This is a genomic window from Pseudomonas sp. B2021, assembly GCF_018135665.1.
Classification (GTDB): Bacteria; Pseudomonadota; Gammaproteobacteria; order Pseudomonadales; family Pseudomonadaceae; genus Aquipseudomonas; species Aquipseudomonas lactis.
Window position 1 is genome coordinate 490,635 of record NZ_SMOF01000001.1, and the last position, 16,645, is coordinate 507,279.

14 protein-coding genes are annotated in these 16,645 nt (G+C 61.0%); 5 read left to right on the plus strand and 9 right to left on the minus strand.

The features are described 5' to 3' along the window. Positions 1–69: 69 nt before the first annotated feature. Entirely contained in the window at positions 70–735 is a 666-nt protein-coding gene (yrfG, locus tag E1K68_RS02205) for a GMP/IMP nucleotidase (protein WP_003187706.1), read from the minus strand. Between the two features lie 87 nt (positions 736–822). Between yrfG and nudE the strand changes: the two genes are divergently transcribed. Continuing rightward, on the plus strand, positions 823–1,389 hold the full coding sequence (gene nudE / locus E1K68_RS02210; protein WP_003187708.1) for an ADP compounds hydrolase NudE: 567 nt from the start codon (positions 823–825) through the stop codon (positions 1,387–1,389). Then, positions 1,386–2,222 carry a 3'(2'),5'-bisphosphate nucleotidase CysQ gene (gene cysQ, locus E1K68_RS02215; RefSeq protein WP_057709548.1) on the plus strand — a complete coding sequence of 279 codons (837 nt, stop codon included), beginning with the start codon at positions 1,386–1,388 and terminating at the stop codon, positions 2,220–2,222. Before nudE ends, cysQ begins: the two co-directional genes overlap by 4 nt. Positions 2,223–2,349: 127 nt before the next feature. Here the strand turns inward: cysQ and E1K68_RS02220 are convergent, their stop codons facing one another. From E1K68_RS02220 to rfbB, 7 genes are read right to left on the minus strand one after another with little or no spacing between them, the layout of a single operon-like run. After that, the gene (locus E1K68_RS02220) at positions 2,350–2,805 is read right to left on the minus strand and encodes a thioesterase domain-containing protein (protein ID WP_003187710.1); all 456 of its coding nucleotides are present in this window, start codon (positions 2,803–2,805) and stop codon (positions 2,350–2,352) included. A 26-nt stretch (positions 2,806–2,831) separates the two neighbouring features. Beyond that, positions 2,832–4,217 carry a sigma-54 dependent transcriptional regulator gene (locus E1K68_RS02225; protein ID WP_003187711.1) on the minus strand — a complete coding sequence of 462 codons (1,386 nt, stop codon included), beginning with the start codon at positions 4,215–4,217 and terminating at the stop codon, positions 2,832–2,834. Then, positions 4,214–6,022, minus strand: a complete 1,809-nt coding sequence (locus E1K68_RS02230; protein WP_003187712.1) for an ATP-binding protein — start codon at positions 6,020–6,022, stop codon at positions 4,214–4,216. Before E1K68_RS02230 ends, E1K68_RS02225 begins: the two co-directional genes overlap by 4 nt. 34 nt (positions 6,023–6,056) lie before the next feature. Beyond that, entirely contained in the window at positions 6,057–6,926 is an 870-nt protein-coding gene (gene rfbD, locus E1K68_RS02235; protein ID WP_212613737.1) for a dTDP-4-dehydrorhamnose reductase, read from the minus strand. Continuing rightward, entirely contained in the window at positions 6,923–7,468 is a 546-nt protein-coding gene (rfbC, locus tag E1K68_RS02240; RefSeq protein WP_034134665.1) for a dTDP-4-dehydrorhamnose 3,5-epimerase, read from the minus strand. Before rfbC ends, rfbD begins: the two co-directional genes overlap by 4 nt. Beyond that, positions 7,465–8,340 (minus strand): glucose-1-phosphate thymidylyltransferase RfbA, encoded by an 876-nt coding sequence (gene rfbA, locus E1K68_RS02245; protein ID WP_034134666.1) that lies wholly within the window; start codon positions 8,338–8,340, stop codon positions 7,465–7,467. Before rfbA ends, rfbC begins: the two co-directional genes overlap by 4 nt. After that, on the minus strand, positions 8,337–9,419 hold the full coding sequence (gene rfbB, locus E1K68_RS02250) for a dTDP-glucose 4,6-dehydratase (RefSeq protein WP_212613738.1): 1,083 nt from the start codon (positions 9,417–9,419) through the stop codon (positions 8,337–8,339). The genes rfbA and rfbB overlap by 4 nt, the downstream gene beginning before the upstream one ends. A 151-nt stretch (positions 9,420–9,570) precedes the next feature. Between rfbB and E1K68_RS02255 the strand changes: the two genes are divergently transcribed. From E1K68_RS02255 to E1K68_RS02265, 3 genes are all read left to right on the plus strand, one after another. Further along, positions 9,571–12,480, plus strand: a complete 2,910-nt coding sequence (locus tag E1K68_RS02255; protein ID WP_212613739.1) for an aminotransferase — start codon at positions 9,571–9,573, stop codon at positions 12,478–12,480. A 121-nt stretch (positions 12,481–12,601) separates the two neighbouring features. Then, entirely contained in the window at positions 12,602–13,708 is a 1,107-nt protein-coding gene (gene aguA / locus E1K68_RS02260) for an agmatine deiminase (protein WP_120247834.1), read from the plus strand. A 235-nt stretch (positions 13,709–13,943) separates the two neighbouring features. Next, positions 13,944–14,159, plus strand: a complete 216-nt coding sequence (locus E1K68_RS02265) for a hypothetical protein (RefSeq protein ID WP_014716496.1) — start codon at positions 13,944–13,946, stop codon at positions 14,157–14,159. 318 nt (positions 14,160–14,477) lie between these two features. On the opposite strand, the gene E1K68_RS02270 is transcribed toward E1K68_RS02265, so the two are convergent. Then, a complete protein-coding gene (locus tag E1K68_RS02270) occupies positions 14,478–16,553 on the minus strand; it encodes a TonB-dependent siderophore receptor (RefSeq protein WP_212613740.1) in 2,076 nt (691 codons plus the stop codon). Between the last annotated feature and the right edge of the window lie 92 nt (positions 16,554–16,645).

The window sequence follows — 16,645 nt, forward strand, 5'->3', positions numbered from 1 at the left end:
ACTCACAGGCACCGCGTTTATCCAGGAAGCACGCGTTATCGTTGACGTTTTTCGCGAGCAAGCTCGCTCCTACATAAGCCCGGTAATAAGTTCTCGATAATCCCCGACGGCTGCAAATTCTGCGGTGTCCTTTGGTCCTTTCTTGCTATCAGGCTCCTTCACTGCCAGCAAATGACCGACACCGAAATCCCGAGCGCTGCGCAGGATCGGCAAAGTGTCATCTATAAACAGGCTACGGGCCGGATCAAACTGGATATCCGCTTGCAAGGCTTGCCAGAATTGCGGGTTCTCCTTGGGAAAACCGTAGTCGTGAGAGCTGATCAATCGCTCGAAATACGGCGCCAGTTCAATGCGTTCCAACTTCAATGACAGCGAATCACGATGAGCGTTGGTGATCATGATCACGCGCTTGCCGGCCTGTTTGATCGCCGCCAGGAACGTATCGGCATCCGGGCGCAGGGCGATCAGGTGGGCGGTTTCCAGTTTGAGTTCGCGCACCGGAATCTTGAGTTCGGTGCTCCAGAAATCCAGGCAATACCATTGCAACTGTCCGGCGTTACGCTCAAACAGCGGTTGCAGCTCCATCTCGGCCATGGCCTGGCTCACACCGTGCAGCTCGGCGTAGCGCTGGGGCAGGTGCTCCATCCAGAAGTGGTTGTCGTAATGCAGGTCGAGCAGGGTGCCGTCCATGTCCAGCAGGACGGTGTCGATGGCGTGCCAGGGCAGAGAGGGCATGGTGGGGTCTCATGTAAGTAAAGATATCCGACACAGACAATCGGAAAAGCCACGGTATAGTAACCCGATCACGCCAAGGAGCCGTTTATGCGCCAGAAACCCACTGTCCTCGCCCGCGAAATAGTTGCCAGTAGCCGTTTGTTCCGCGTGGAGGAAGTGCAATTGCGCTTTTCCAATGGCGTTGAGCGCACCTACGAGCGTCTTGTCGGGCGTGGCACGGGCTACGGCGCCGTGATGATTGTAGCGATGATCGATGAAGATCATGCATTGCTGGTGGAAGAATACTGCGGCGGCACTGACGAATATGAATTGTCATTACCCAAAGGCCTGATCGAGCCCGGCGAGGACGTGCTTGCAGCCGCAGACCGCGAACTCAAGGAAGAGGCCGGCTATGGCGCACGGCAGTTGGAACACATCACCGAGCTGTCATTGTCGCCAGGTTATATGAGCCAGAAAATCCAGGTGGTGTTGGCTACCGATCTTTATGAAGAGTGCCTTGAAGGTGATGAGCCCGAGCCGATGCGGGTAGACCGGGTCAACCTGCGTGAGCTGTCGGCGTTGGCGCAAAACGAGCAATTCAGCGAAGGTCGCGCCCTGGCGGCGCTGTATCTGGTCAGAGACCTGTTGACCCAGCGTGGAGCGTTCAACGCATGAGCGAACTGTTTTTAGGCCATCCGTTTATCGCCCCGGTCATTGAGCTGGCGCGCCAGGCCGGTGAAGCTATCCTGCCGTACTGGCGTGCCGATGTAGCCGTGACCTCCAAGGCGGACGATTCACCCGTGACGGCTGCCGACCTGGCTGCCCACCATCTGATTCTCGCAGGCCTCACCGCGCTGGACCCAAGTATTCCAGTGTTGTCTGAAGAGGACGCCGATATCGATCAGCGTGTGCGTGCCGGCTGGCAGCGCTGGTGGTTGGTGGATCCCCTGGATGGCACCAAGGAATTCATTTCCGGCAGTGAAGAATTCACCGTCAATATTGCATTGATCGAACAGGGCCGTGTGGTGTTCGGCGTGGTGTCGATACCGACCACTGGCCGTTGCTACTTCGGCGGCGCGGGCCTGGGGGCTTGGCGGTCGGACGTCAATGCCGCGCCCAAGCAGATTCAAGTGCGCCAGACCAGGGCTGCGGGCGAAGCCTTTACCGTGGTGGCCAGCCGTCGTCATACCAGCCCTGAGCAGGAGCGCTTGCTGGAGGGTTTGAGCGAGGGTTTGGGTGAGTTGAAATTGGCGAATATCGGCAGTTCGTTGAAGTTTTGTTTATTAGCCGAGGGCAGTGCCGATTGTTATCCGCGCCTGGCGCCGACGTCGCAGTGGGATACCGCAGCGGCCCAGGGTGTATTGGAAGGGGCGGGGGGCGAAGTGTTGGAGTTGAATGGCAAGCCGTTCAGCTACCCGGCGCGGGAGTCGTTGCTGAACCCGTTCTTTCTGGCATTGCCAGCCAAGGCCGCCTGGCGTGATCGGCTGTTGACCCTGGCCAGATCTTAAGATCACTGCAGAGCAAAATGTGGGAGCGGGCTTGCCCGCGATGGCGGAGTGTCAGTCGTACAGGTATTGGCTGATCCACCTCTATCGCAGGCAAGCCAGCTCCCACATTAGCTTTATGGAGTGGCTGCTAGCGATGCAGCACGTACTGGCCGGTAAAGACGACGGCATGCTCTTCACTGCCTTCATTCACAATCCACGTCTCCAGCGCCAACCGCGCCCGCCCATAGCGCTGATAGGTCGCCACAAAGCGCTTCCACACCTTCTCCTGCGGCGCCGCGCAAATGGCTGTCGCGTCCTGGGTCACCGGCAGTGGGTAGCTGATCTGCCCTTCCTGAATCACGATGTGCCCGTCCTCAATCCCGGCTTCACGCAGCTTCAGGTGCAGCCAACCCCAACCTGCCAGCACGGCGCCGCAGTAGAGGCTGCCGCCGAACATGGTGCTCTTGTGGTTGATATTGGCTTGCAACGGCAGGTGCAGTTGCAGTTGGTCGTGTTGCCAGTCGAGCACCCTGAGGCCCATTTCCCGGGTGAGTGGGATGTCATGGTGAAGGATGGATTCCAGGTAACGGCTGTCGCGGCTCATTGCGGCCTCTTCGTGGGTGGACGATGTCATTCGTCGTCGGCGCTCTGGCTGGCACTGTCGGCGAAGTTCAGGCCGTGTTTGCGCAGTTTGTCATGCAAGGTTTTGCGCGGCACGCCCAAGGCTTCGGCGAGGCTGCGCACGGAGCTGTGGGGGCGGGTCAGTTCGGCGGCGATCAGGCTTTTTTCGAACTGTTCGACTTGCTCGCTCAGGCCTCCTGGCGTGGAGGTCAGCACGCCGGCGGCGGGATGGTCCTGGGTGTTGTCCAGGGCCAGCTCCAGGCCGAGGGCGAAACGCTCCGCGGCGTTTTGCAATTCCCGCACATTGCCCGGCCAGCTGTGGCGCAGCAACAGCGCGCGCTGGCCCGGTTGCAGTTCGTGCAAGGGCAGGCCGTGACGGCTGCTGGCCTCGTCGGCGAAGTGCTGGAACAGCATCAGCGCATCTTCACCCCGTTCACGTAGCGGTGGGATGCGCAGCGGCGCCACATTGAGGCGGTAATACAAGTCGGCACGGAAACGGCCCTGGTCAGCGGCCTGGCGCAGGTCTTCCTTGGTGGCGGCGATAATGCGGATATCCAGCGGGATCAGCTGATTGCCACCCAGGCGTTCCACTACGCGCTCCTGTAAAAGACGCAGCAACTTGACCTGTACATCCAGGCTCATGCTTTCAATTTCATCCAGAAACAGCGTGCCGCCATTGGCAAACTCGAACTTGCCGATGCGGCGCTTCTGCGCGCCGGTAAACGCGCCGGGTTCATGGCCGAACAGTTCGCTTTCCACCACCGATTCCGCCAGGGCCCCGGCGTTGATCGCCACAAACGGGCCGCTGCGTCGGCTTGAGAGGTCGTGCAGGGCGCGGGCGACGACCTCCTTGCCCGCCCCGGTTTCGCCGAGGATCAGCACATCGGCCTTGGTTGCGGCCAGCGCACCGATTTGCTCGCGCAGGCGCAACATCTGTGGCGAGTGCCCTACCAGGCGCGTGCTCAGTTGCTGGCGGTCGCTGAGGGCCAGGCGCAGGCTGCGGTTGTCCAGTACCAGCCGGCGCAGGGCCAGGGCACGACGCACGCTGTCGAGCAGCGCGTCACTGGCGAAGGGTTTTTCCAGGAAGTCATAGGCACCGGCACGCATGGCCTGCACCGCCAGGGGTACGTCGCCGTGGCCGGTGATCAGCAGCACCGGCAGGTCGGGGTCCTGGCCGTGCAATTCGGTCAACAGCTCCAGGCCGTCCATGCCGGGCATGCGGATGTCGCTGACCACCACGCCCGGCCAGTCGCGGGACAGGCGTGTGGTGAGCCCGTTGGCTTCGCCCAGGGGCAGGACTTTCAGGCCGGCCAGGTCCAGGGTCTGGCACAGGGCCTGACGCAGGTGTGGATCGTCGTCGATCAATACCACCTGAATCGAGTTGTCGATACTCATACACTGCGGTCCTCGGACGGTTGCAGACTGACGCCCGGCGAGCCGGCACGCAATTTCAAGGTTAACAGCGCGCCGCCTTCCTTGTGGTTGGCAAACGACAGTTCGCCGCCAAAGGCGCGCATCAGGGTGTCGCAGATCGCCAGGCCCAGGCCCAGGCCTTGGGTGCGCGTCTTGGTGGTGTAGAAAGGCTCGCTGGCGCGGCCCAGGGCTTCCATGCAAAAGCCCGGGCCGTTGTCGCGAATATACAAGTTGACGCCTTGGGGCGTGGTTTCGGCACTCAGCCACAGTTTGCGTGGCGGGCCTTTTTCGGTGAGGGCGTCCAGAGCATTGGCCAGCAAGTTACCCAGCACCTGGCGCAGGCGAGTTTCACCTGCCTGCACCCACAAGGTCGCCTCTGGCAGGTCGCGGATCAACTCCACCTCCATCGAACGCCGACGCTTGGCCAGCAATGCCAGGGCGTCGTCGAGCGCCGGTTGCAAAGCCACGCTCTCCGGCGCATGCCGGTCGCGGCGGGCGAATGCGCGCAGGTGGGCGATGATCGAGGCCATGCGCCCGGTCAATTCGCTGATCAGCTTGAGGTTGCCGCGGGCGTCGTTGGTGCGCTCATGGTCGAGCAGGATTTCGGCGTTTTCGGCATAGCTGCGAATCGCCGCCAGTGGCTGATTCAATTCATGGCTGATACTCGCCGACATGGTGCCCAGCGCCGAGAGTTTACCGGCCTGGACCAAGTCGTCCTGGGCGCGCACCAGTTCTTGCTGGGCATGCTCGCGCTCCAGCACTTCCTGTTTCAGGCGCCGGTTCAGGCCCTCCAGGTCGCTGGTACGCTCGGCCACGCGCATCTCCAACTCGCGGCGGGCCTTGGCTTCGAAGGCGATGCGTTCCAGGTAGTGCCGGCGGCGCTGCATCAGCAACCCCAGCAACAGCATCAGCACCAACAACGTGGCGCCGCCTACGGCGACGACCGTGCGCACCGGACGGTTGATCAGCGAGCGCGGCGCGAGGATTTCCACGTTCCAGCCGGTCTCGGCGATGGCCGTGGATTGGCGCAGCCAGGCGCTGCTGCTGAGGCTCAGCGGCTGCGGGTCGCGGGTGGGGTAGGGCTGGATGGCAACGATGGCCTCGCGTTCTTCGGCAGTCAGTGGCCGAGTGGCGCGGAATCGCCATTGCGGGCGTGAGGTGAGGATCACCACGCCGTTATGGTCGGTGACCAACAGTTGTTCCGGGGTATTGCCCCAGAGGCTTTCGGTGTGGTCCAGGTCGACCTTCACCACCAGCACGCCAATGATGGTGTCGCCGTCACGTACCGCGGCAGCGAAGAAGTAGCCGCGCTTGGCCGAGGTGGTGCCCAGGCCGAAGAAGCGCCCCAGGCGCCCTGCCATGGCCTCGCTGAAATACGGACGGAAGGAGAAGTTGCGCCCGACAAAGCTGTCTTGTTTGTCCCAGTTGGACGCGGCGAGGGTCTTGCCGGTGGTGTCCATCAAATACATCACCTCTACCCCGGCCTGGGCGGCGACGTCCTTGAGCAACTGGTTGGCACTGACCAGGTGGGTGCTGACGTGGGGCGCGTCCAATGCGGTGCGCAGGGCCGGCAAGTCACCGAGGATTTGCGGCAGTATTTCGTAGCGATGCAGGGTGCCCAACAAGTTGGCGACGTAGAGGTCGAGGGTCTGGCGGTTTTGCCCGGCCAGCTCGCTGCGGTAATAGCGCTCGGCCAAATGCTCCAGCGGCCACAACAGCGGCGCCAGGCACAGAGCCAGCAGGGCTAGGCTGCGCCAGCGGGGTCTTCGCGCAAGAGGTGGGGTCATGGAAGTCGCGCCTGTGGGTACAGGCGCATTATGCCTAGTGCTGCTGTGCAAGACACTCGTGCAATGCGTCCTGCCACTGTGGCTGGCTGACGTGCCATTGCTGTTGCAGGCGCGTGCAGTCCAGGCGCGAGTTCAGCGGGCGCTTGGCGGGGGTCGGGTAGGCGCTGGAAGGGATCGGTTCCAGCTCGGCGCAGGCCTTGCCTTCGGCGCGCAGTTGCTCGCCAATCGCCTCGGCAAAACCGAACCACGAGGTTTCACCCTGGGCAGTGAGGTGGTAAACGCCCCAATCCCCTGCCTTACCGGCCTGCCACTGCTCGATCAGCACACGGGTGCTGTTGGCGATAGTCCCGGCCCAGGTCGGCGCACCGATCTGGTCGGCCACGATGCGCATCTGCGGTTTTTCCTGCAGCAGGCGCTGCATGGTCAGCAGGAAATTCTTGCCATGGCTCGAATAGACCCAACTGGTACGCAAGATCAGGTACTGGCCACCTACAGCCGCAATCGCCTGCTCACCCGCCAGCTTGCTCTGGCCGTAGACACCCAATGGGTTGGGCGTGTCGTCTTCGGTGTAGGCGGCAGGTTTGCTGCCGTCGAACACGTAGTCGGTCGAGTAATGGATCAGCGGGATACCCAGCGCCTTGGCTTCCTCGGCGAGGATGCTGGGGGCGATGGCATTGATGGCAAACGCAGCGTCCGGTTCGCTCTCGGCCAGATCGACGGCGGTGTGGGCCGCCGCGTTGATGATCAGGCCAGGGCGATGGGCGCGCACTTGTTGGCGGATAAGGTCTGCGTCTGCCAGGTCAAGCTGGTCGCGGCCCAGGACGATAAGTTCGCCCAGGCTCTGGAGCCGCGCCTGCAGCTCCTGGGAGACTTGGCCGTGTTGGCCGGTGATGAGGATTTTCATGGGAACAAGTCAGCGTCCATCAGCAGTTTACCGACCTGATCCTTGGCGGAGAGTTGCGGCGGTTCGGCCAGCTCCCAGTCGATAGCCAGCGTCGGGTCATTCCAGAGAATGCTGCGCTCGGCGCTTGGCTGGTAGTAGTCGGTGGTTTTGTACAGGAATTCTGCGTACTCACTCAATACCACGAAACCATGGGCGAAGCCTTCCGGCACCCAGAGTTGGCGATGGTTCTGTGCCGACAGGCGGACACCCACCCACTGGCCAAAGTTGGGTGAGCTGCGACGGATGTCGACCGCTACGTCCAACACTTCACCGTAGGTGACACGTACCAGCTTGCCTTGAGTGTGTTCAAGCTGATAGTGCAAACCTCGCAGCACGCCTTTTTGCGAGCGTGAGTGATTGTCCTGCACGAAATTACGCTTGAGCCCGGTGGCCGCTTCAAAAGCGCGCGCATTGAAACTTTCGTAGAAGAAACCGCGTTCGTCGCCGAATACCTTTGGCTCGAGGATGAGTACGCCGGGTAGTGTGGTTTCAACTACATTCACTGGGTCTCTCCGGCAAGCGAGTAGAGGTATTGGCCATAGCCGGTCTTGCCAAAGTACTTGGCGCGCTCCAGCAGATAGTCACGATCGATCCAGCCGTTTTCGTAGGCGATTTCTTCCAGGCAGGCCACTTTCAAGCCTTGGCGGTGCTCGATGGTCTGAACGTAGGTCGAGGCTTCCAACAGGCTGTCATGGGTGCCGGTGTCGAGCCAGGCGAAACCACGACCGAAGCGTTCAACGTGTAGATCGCCACGCTGGAGGTAGGCATTGTTGACGTCGGTGATCTCCAACTCGCCGCGTGGCGACGGCTTGACCGCCTTGGCGATCTTGATCACGTCGTTGTCGTAGAAGTACAGGCCGGTCACCGCGTAGTGGGACTTGGGTTTAGCCGGTTTTTCTTCGATGGACAGGGCGCGGCCTTCGCTATCGAAGTCAATCACACCGAAGCGCTCAGGGTCTTTGACCCAGTAGCCGAACACCGTGGCGCCCGAAGGACGTTCGGCGGCGGTGCGCAGTTGCTCGCCGAAATGCTGGCCGTGGAAGATGTTGTCCCCCAGGATCAAGCACACAGGGTCATCGCCAATGAACTCTTCGCCGATGATAAATGCCTGGGCCAGGCCGTCCGGCGAAGGCTGCTGCGCGTAGGTGAAGCGCACGCCGAACTGGCTGCCATCGCCCAGCAGGTTCTGGTATTGCGGCAAGTCCACTGGCGTGGAGATCACCAGAATATCCTTGATCCCGGCCAGCATCAGTACCGAGATCGGGTAGTAAATCATCGGCTTGTCATACACCGGCAACAACTGTTTGGACACGCCCAGGGTAATGGGGTGCAAACGCGTGCCGGAACCGCCGGCCAATACAATTCCCTTCATCATGCGATCAAATCCTTCACGTCAGTATTGCCCAGTCGTTCACCTTGATAACTACCGTCTTGGACCCTGCGGCACCATTCCAGGTTATCGAGGTACCACTGCACGGTTTTGCGCAGGCCGGTCTCGAAGGTTTCTTCCGGGACCCAGCCCAGTTCGCGTTCGATCTTGCTGGCGTCGATGGCGTAGCGTTGGTCGTGGCCTGGGCGATCCTTGACGAAGGTGATCAGGTCGGTGAATTTCTCCACGCCGGCTGGGCGTTGTGGCGCCAGTTCTTCCAGCAGGGCGCAAATGCCACGTACCACGTCGATGTTTTTCTGTTCGTTGTGGCCGCCGATATTGTAGGTCTCGCCCACAACCCCAGTGGTCACCACTTTGAGCAGTGCACGGGCGTGATCCTCGACGAACAGCCAGTCACGCACCTGCAGACCATCGCCATACACCGGCAGTGGCTTGCCCGCCAGGGCGTTGAGAATCACCAGCGGGATCAATTTTTCAGGAAAGTGGAACGGCCCGTAATTGTTCGAGCAGTTGGTCAACAGCACTGGCATGCCATAGGTGCGCTGCCAGGCGCGTACCAGGTGGTCAGACGCTGCCTTGCTCGCGGAATACGGCGAGCTCGGTGCGTACGGCGTGGTCTCGGTGAAGAGGTCGTCCACGCCGTGCAGGTCGCCATACACCTCGTCAGTGGAGATGTGGTGGAAACGGAACGCGCTTTTTGCCGGCTCTGCCAGCTTCTGCCAATAGGCGCGCGTGGCTTCCAACAGGCTGTAGGTGCCAACGATGTTGGTCTGGATAAAATCCGACGGACCGTCAATGGAGCGGTCCACATGGGACTCGGCCGCCAAGTGCATGATCGCATCAGGTTCGAAGCGTGCGAGTACGCCGCTGACGGTGGCCTGGTCGATGATATCGGCCTGGACAAACTCATAGCGGCTGTTGGACGCGATGCTGGCCAGCGACTCGAGGTTGCCGGCGTAAGTCAGCTTGTCCAGGTTGAGCACTTCATGCTCAGTGTGTTGAATCAAGTGCCGGATCAGGGCCGAGCCAATAAATCCGGCACCGCCGGTGATGAGAATGCGCATGTCGAGGGCCTTTTCCTTAGACGGACACTGGGCGAAAGTAGCATAGCTTGAGTTGTGAATCGGGCCGGCGCAAGCACCGTGAGTAGAAGGGGTTGATTAACGCCACAGAACAATGGCGATATAGACGCCTGAAAAAACAAAGGTCGTCACAATGTCGTTAGCCACGTTGACCCACCGTGCCAGCTTGCCTTGCCCACAAGTCACCCCCGAACAGGCCGCATGCCTGCTCGATCGACACTATGGATTGACGGGCAAATTACGCTCATTGGGCAGTCAACAAGACCTCAACTACAGAATTGACAGCACGCAGGGCCGTTTCGTTCTGAAAGTCTGCCGGGGTGACTACGCCGCGGTTGAACTCCAGGCCCAGCACGCGGCCCTCAACAGCCTGGGCACGCATCCCGGCCTGCGCGTGCCCAAGGTTATCCAGACCGTAGAAGGTGAAGAGTTGCTGACGGTCAACGTCGATGACCAAACCCTGCACCTGCGGCTGTTGGACTATATCGACGGCCAACCCCTGACGCATTTGCCCCACCTGAGCCGCACCGTGATCGAAGGCTTTGGTGAGCTGTGCGGGCAAATGAGCAACGCGCTGGCAGGTTTCGAACACCCTGGCCTGGAGCGCACCCTGCAATGGGACCCGCGCCACGCGCAGGCATTGATCAACCACCTGCTGGCAACCTTGCCCGACCTGCCGCAGCGTGCTGCTTTGGAGCAGGTGGCCAGGCAGGTCGAAGCGCATGTCCAGCCGTTGGCGGCACACCTGCCGTGGCAGGCGGTGCACATGGATATCACCGATGACAACGTGGTGTGGCAGCGTGATGCCCAGCGGCACTGGCGTATACAAGGCGTGATCGATTTTGGCGATCTGGTGCGTACCTGGCGAATTGCCGACCTGTCGGTGACCTGCGCGGCGCTTTTGCACCATGCCGACGGTGATCCGTTTGCCCTCTTGCCGGCGATCCAGGCCTGCCACGCGGTCACGCCCTTGCAGCGCGAAGAGTTAGAGGTGCTGTGGCCGTTGATCGTCGCTCGCGCGGCAGTGTTGGTGCTCAGCAGTGAGCAGCAGCAACGCCTGGACCCGGATAACACTTATCTAAAGAAAAACGCCGAGCACGAGTGGGAAATTTTCGATATCGCCACGTCGGTGTCCTTTGAGCTGATGCAAGCGGCGATTCTGCGCAGCGTCGGCGAAACATTACCGTCCGTCGCCAACCACGACTTCGCGCCTTTATTGCCAGGTTTGGTGGGTCGCGAGTTCGCCCTGATCGACCTGGGCGTACTCAGCCCGCATTTCGAGGCAGGCAATTGGGAAACTCCCGGCATAGATCGGCGCTTGCTGGATGAAGCGGCGACGGTGCATGGGCTGGCGGCCAGTCGTTATGGGCAATACCGCTTGTCGCGCTCCCGGCCCGACAGCGCGGTAGAGCCGGAGACCTTCCCCCTGCATGTCGAACTGCATCTGCCCCACGGCACCGTACTGGAAGCGCCTTTCGCAGGAACACTGCGCGAAGATACCGACGGCTTGCTGTGCTTGCACGGCAGTGGGCTGAACCTGCGCCTGTGGGGTGTTCGAACATCACTCAAGGCCGGTGCAACGCTGGTGAAAGGGCAGGTGCTGGGCGAGGTTCATGGGCCGTTGACCGTGCAGTTATGCCGCGCCGACCTTGAGCCACCGCTGTTCTGCACACCTTCCCGGGCGTTGGCATGGCAGGCGTTGTGCCCGTCACCCGCGGCGCTGTTGGGCCTGGCCTGTGATGCTGAGCCGGAACTGGACCCAGAGGCCCTGCTGGCCCGGCGGGATGCCAGCTTTGCCCGCTCCCAGAAGCACTACTACGCCGACCCGCCGCGTATCGAGCGCGGCTGGCGCAACCACCTGATTGATATGCAGGGCCGATCCTACCTCGACATGCTCAACAACGTGGCCGTGCTGGGGCATGGCCACCCGCGCATGGCTGAAGTGGCGGCACGGCAATGGTCGTTGCTCAACACCAACTCGCGCTTTCACTATGCGGCAATTGCCGAGTTCTCCGAGCGCCTGCTGGCGTTGGCGCCACAGGGCATGGACCGGGTGTTCCTGGTCAACAGCGGCACGGAGGCCAATGACCTGGCGATTCGTTTGGCCTGGGCCTACAGCGGCGGGCGCGACATGCTCAGCGTGCTGGAGGCCTACCACGGCTGGTCGGTGGCGGCGGATGCCGTGTCCACCTCGATTGCCGATAACCCCCAGGCCTTGAGCAGCCGCCCGGATTGGGTACACCCGGTGACCGCGCCCAATACTTACCGCGGTGAATTCCGCGGGCCGGACAGCGCGCCGGACTATGTACGAAGTGTTGAGCATAACCTGGCGAAAATCGCCGCGAGCCAGCGTCAATTGGCCGGGTTCATCTGCGAGCCGGTGTACGGCAATGCCGGCGGCATCTCCCTGCCAGCGGGTTACCTGCAACAGGTATATGGCTTGGTCCGTGCCCAGGGTGGCGTGTGCATCGCCGACGAAGTGCAGGTGGGTTACGGCCGCATGGGGCATTTCTTCTGGGGGTTTGAACAGCAGGGTGTGGTGCCCGACATCATCACCATGGCCAAAGGCATGGGCAACGGCCAGCCGTTGGGCGCGGTGATCACCCGTCGAGAAATTGCCGAGGCACTGGAGGCCGAGGGTTACTTCTTCTCGTCATCCGGAGGCAGCCCGGTCAGCTGCCGGATCGGCATGGCAGTGCTGGACGTGATGGAGGAGGAAAAACTGTGGGAAAACGCCCAAGTGGTAGGCGGGCATTTCAAGGCACGACTGGAGAAATTGATCGACCGCCACTCACTCGTCGGTGCAGTACACGGTTCGGGATTCTATCTGGGCCTTGAACTGGTGCGTGATCGCCATACCCTCGAACCTGCGACGGCAGAAACCGCCTTGTTGTGTGATCGTCTGCGTGAGTTGGGGATTTTCATGCAGCCTACGGGGGATTACCTGAATATCCTCAAGATCAAGCCGCCGATGGTCACTTCCCGGCGCAGCGTGGATTTCTTTGTCGACATGTTGTCGAAAGTGCTGGATGAGCAACTGTGATTTATCGATGGTTATCGGCTATTTGTTGCAGAACTGAGCACCTATCGTATTTTTAGGCTGTTAAAGCCGATTTTTATCCATTATAAAGTTGCCCTTCACCCCATTCGGAGCCCTGATCGCCATGACCACCTTGCACAGCACACCTCGCGCCGATGGCTTTCACATGCCTGCCGAATGGGCGCCCCAGACTCAGACCTGGATGATCTGGCCCGAGCGCCCAGACAACTGGCGCCTGGGCGGCAAGCCTGCGCAGGCGGCCCATGTGGCGGTGGCCAAGGCCATCGCGCGGTTTGAGCCGGTGACCGTCGCGGTTTCCGCCGGCCAGTACGAAAACGCCCGTGCCCGCCTGGACGTGCCCAATATCCGCGTGGTGGAAATGTCCAATGACGACGCCTGGGTTCGCGACACCGGCCCGACTTTCGTGATCAACGGCAGTGGTGAAGTACGGGGTGTGAACTGGGACTTCAACGCCTGGGGTGGTTTTGACGGCGGCCTGTATTCGCCGTGGAACCGCGATTCCCAGGTGGGAGGCAAGATCCTCGAGATGGAGCGCGCACCGCGTTACCGCACTGAAGGCTTTGTGCTTGAAGGCGGTTCGATTCATGTCGACGGCGAAGGCACACTGATCACCACCGAAGAGTGCCTGTTGAACCGCAACCGCAACCCGCACCTTGATCGTGCGGCCATTGAGGCGGTGCTCAGCGATAACCTAGCTGTGGATAAGATCATCTGGTTGCCGGACGGCCTGTTCAACGACGAAACCGACGGCCATGTGGATAACTTCTGCTGCTACGTGCGTCCGGGCGAAGTGCTGTTGGCCTGGACCGACGACCCGCAAGACCCGAACTACCCACGCTGCCACGCAGCCATGGATGTGCTGCAAAGCAGCACCGATGCCCAGGGTCGCTCGTTCATCGTGCATAAAATGCCGATCCCGGGTCCGCTGTATGCCACTGAGGAGGAATGCGCCGGGGTAGATTTGGTTGATGGCAGCCAGGAGCGTAATCCGACCGTGCGGTTGGCCGGTTCCTACGTCAACTTCCTGATCGTCAACGGCGGCATCATCGCGCCGAGCTTCGATGACCCGTTGGACGACCAGGCCAAGCAAATCCTGCAGAATCTGTTCCCACAGCATGAAGTGGTGATGGTGCCGGGTCGCGAACTGTTACTGGGCGGGGGCAATATCCATTGCCTGACCCAACAGCAGCCCGCCCCGCAGCGAAAGTGAGTGCAGTTGTAACAGCGCCTTGATGGCGTAGGAGCACTGCGCCCTTGCGGTGCTCCCCGCAAGCCCGCGACCCAGCCCGGTCGCGGGCTTTTTCATGCCTGTATGCCAATGAACAGGGCACATTGGCATAGCTCTTGTATCGCTGTGGTTACAGTGGCCCAAGGGGGATGACCGCGCAGTTCTGTCACAAACCTTGAGTAAGTTAGCCGCTCACGCAGCAGGAGAGAGCGCTGAAATGAATGCCGATGTCCACCTGATGAACACGCGTACGTTCCACCCTTTGCGGGTCGACGGTGACGCCATCCATGCGTTGGCCCTTTGGTTGAAGGCGAACGGCTCGCGACAGGCCAGGCAAGCGTCTGACTTGCGCAGTGTGATGAGTGAGCGCTACCCGTTGGGGTTGTTCACGGAGGATGAAGTGCAGGCGTTGTGCGAGGTAATGAGCAACTAAAGAACACCTGAAACCAACTGTGGGAGTTGGCTTGCCTGCGATGGCGGTGGTTCAGTTAAACATTCAGTGACTGGCACACCGCTTTCGCGGGCAAGCCCGCTCCCACAGGGATCTGCGCCAGGCGCTGATGTTGTGGGCACTACCTAACCAGTGTGGGAGCTGGCTTGCCTGCGATGGCGGTGGTTCAGTTAAACATCCAGTGACTGGCACACCGCTTTCGCGGGCAAGCCCGCTCCCACAGGGATCTGCGCCAGGCGCTGATGTTGTGGGCAATGCCTAACCAGTGTGGGGGCTGGCTTTGTTTCACATGAGGCTTTGTCAGAAGCTGTAGGTACCGGTAACCACCAGACTTCGCGGCTCACCCGGTTGAATCTGCGCCGCACTGGTCGCCGAGGCGTAGTAGTTTTTGTCGGCGATATTGTTCAGTGCTGCCCGCACGTCCCATTCTTTCTGACGGAACCCGGCCAGCGCGTCCCAGCGGCCATAACCCGGCAACACCACAGTGTTGAGGTTGTCGGCATATCGATCACCCACCAGGGTCAAACCGGTTTCCGCGTACCAGCCCATCTGCGGTTTCCAGGTGATGAACAGGCTGGCGTTGCGCTTGGCCACGTCGCTGATTCGTTTGCCTTCAAAGCCATTGTTGTCCTTCTCGACCTTGGCGTCCTGCAGGCCCACGCCGCCGCGCACATACCAGTTGTCGACGATCTTGCCGGTGGCGGTCAGCTCCACGCCGCGTGAGCGTTGCTCGCCGGTGAGCAGCGTAATGGTGCGGTCCAGCGGGTCGCTGGTGCGGCGGTTGTAGAGTTCCAGTTCGTACACGGCCAGGGTGGTGCTCAGGCGTTCGTCGAACCAGTCGCTCTTCACGCCGATTTCCTTTTGCTTGGTCAGCTCCGGGCTCAGGTCGTTGGCGTTGCCGGTGGCGTTCGGCGTGATGCCGATCAGGCCGCCGCCAGCTGGTGTGAAGGTCTTGCTCCACGAAGCATAGAACGAGTGGTGTTCCAGGGGCGTCCACACCAGGCCGACCCGCGGGCTGGTGCTGTGGCTTTTCACGTTCTGTTGGATGTCGAGCAGCTTGTTGGTGGTGTCCACTTCGAAACGGTCGTAACGCAGCCCGCCCAGCAGTTGCCACTGGTCGTTCAAGCGCAGTTGGTCCTGCACATACAGGGCGCGGCTTTCGACTTCAGTGTGGTTGTTACTCGACAGTCGCATGCTGCCGGTGTGGCTCAGGCGGCGATTAGGCTGGTTGAGGTCCAGGCTCGGCACTGTCCTGCCATCCCGAGCGGAGTACAGCTTCGGATCGCGGCGCTGGCTGCCCAGCTCAATGCCGGTGAGCAAGCGGTGCTCCAGGCCAAAGGTGTCGAAACCGCCTTCCAGCTCCAGGTTGTTGAACACGTTGCGGGTGGTCAGGTCCTGCTGCCAGTGTTGGCGGGTGACGCTGTTGGTTTTCGGCTCGTAACCGGTCTGGTAGGTATTGTCGAAATCACTGTCGAGCTTGAACACGCCGAGGGTATGGCGCAGTTGCCAGTCGGCATTGAGCTCGTAGGCGAGTTTGGAACGCAGGGACTGGGACTTATCGTCGATGTAATCGCCGTGATCAAAGTAAGTGGTGCTGCGGCTCACATCCGCCGGGCGCCCGTTGACGCCCGGAATGCCACGGTCTGGGGTGCGGTTGTAGCGGCTGTATTCGTATTGCACCAGCCAGTTCAGCTCTGGAGTGAGCTGCCAGCTCATCGATGGCGCGAACAACTGGCGGTTGCCGCTGACGCCATCGCGAAAGCTGTTGTTGTCCTGGTTGCCCATGTTCAGGCGCAGGCTGATGTTGTCGGTGGGGTCGGTGCTCAGGTCGGCATACAGGCTGCGCAAATCGTTGCTGCCGCCTTGGGCTTCGATACTGGACTTTTGCCCTGGGGTGGGCATTTTGCTCACCCGGTTGACGATCCCGCCCTGGCCGCCTCGCCCGTAAAGCACGGCGGCCGGACCCTTGAGCACTTCGATACGCTCGATGTTATGCAGGTCGCGCACGTACTGGCTGTCGTCGCGAATGCCATCCAGATAGAAGTCATTGCTGGCGTCGAAGCCGCGTATGCGCAGGCTGTCAAAGCGTGTATCGGCGCCGCTGCTGACGTTGGGGATACCGCTCAAGGCCTGGCCCAGGTCGTTGGTGCCATAGGAGCGCAGGCTTTCGGTTTTGACTGAGTCGATCGCCTGGGGCACATAGCGAACGGCCGTCGCGGTACGTGTGGCGGTGCTGGTTTCCTTGACCCGTGGGTCGTCTTCGTCTGCTTCCACACTGATCGAGGTTTCAGGCAAGACTGTGGCCGCACCGGCAAAACCGGCAGACAGCAGAACAGAGAGCCCAAGGGAGAGGGGCGTCAGGCGAGGGGCAGGCATGGGAGTGTATCCAAATGACGTGGCAGGAAAATTGTGCGCGAATGGTAATGCTTTGCATTTGCGCGCGTTATCTATTCCCTAATGCCTACCCT

Excerpts from the sequence above, each read along its gene's own strand:
- E1K68_RS02265 (WP_014716496.1), top strand. The coding sequence starts at position 13,944 with ATGAATGCCGATGTCCACCTGATGAACACGCGTACGTTCCACCCTTTG.
- E1K68_RS02255 (WP_212613739.1), top strand. The coding sequence starts at position 9,571 with ATGTCGTTAGCCACGTTGACCCACCGTGCCAGCTTGCCTTGCCCACAA.
- E1K68_RS02270 (WP_212613740.1), bottom strand. The coding sequence starts at position 16,553 with ATGCCTGCCCCTCGCCTGACGCCCCTCTCCCTTGGGCTCTCTGTTCTG.
- rfbD (WP_212613737.1), bottom strand. The coding sequence starts at position 6,926 with ATGAAAATCCTCATCACCGGCCAACACGGCCAAGTCTCCCAGGAGCTG.
- E1K68_RS02225 (WP_003187711.1), bottom strand. The coding sequence starts at position 4,217 with ATGAGTATCGACAACTCGATTCAGGTGGTATTGATCGACGACGATCCA.
- aguA (WP_120247834.1), top strand. The coding sequence starts at position 12,602 with ATGACCACCTTGCACAGCACACCTCGCGCCGATGGCTTTCACATGCCT.
- rfbB (WP_212613738.1), bottom strand. The coding sequence starts at position 9,419 with ATGCGCATTCTCATCACCGGCGGTGCCGGATTTATTGGCTCGGCCCTG.
- E1K68_RS02220 (WP_003187710.1), bottom strand. The coding sequence starts at position 2,805 with ATGAGCCGCGACAGCCGTTACCTGGAATCCATCCTTCACCATGACATC.
- cysQ (WP_057709548.1), top strand. The coding sequence starts at position 1,386 with ATGAGCGAACTGTTTTTAGGCCATCCGTTTATCGCCCCGGTCATTGAG.
- nudE (WP_003187708.1), top strand. The coding sequence starts at position 823 with ATGCGCCAGAAACCCACTGTCCTCGCCCGCGAAATAGTTGCCAGTAGC.
- yrfG (WP_003187706.1), bottom strand. The coding sequence starts at position 735 with ATGCCCTCTCTGCCCTGGCACGCCATCGACACCGTCCTGCTGGACATG.
- E1K68_RS02230 (WP_003187712.1), bottom strand. The coding sequence starts at position 6,022 with ATGACCCCACCTCTTGCGCGAAGACCCCGCTGGCGCAGCCTAGCCCTG.
- rfbA (WP_034134666.1), bottom strand. The coding sequence starts at position 8,340 with ATGATGAAGGGAATTGTATTGGCCGGCGGTTCCGGCACGCGTTTGCAC.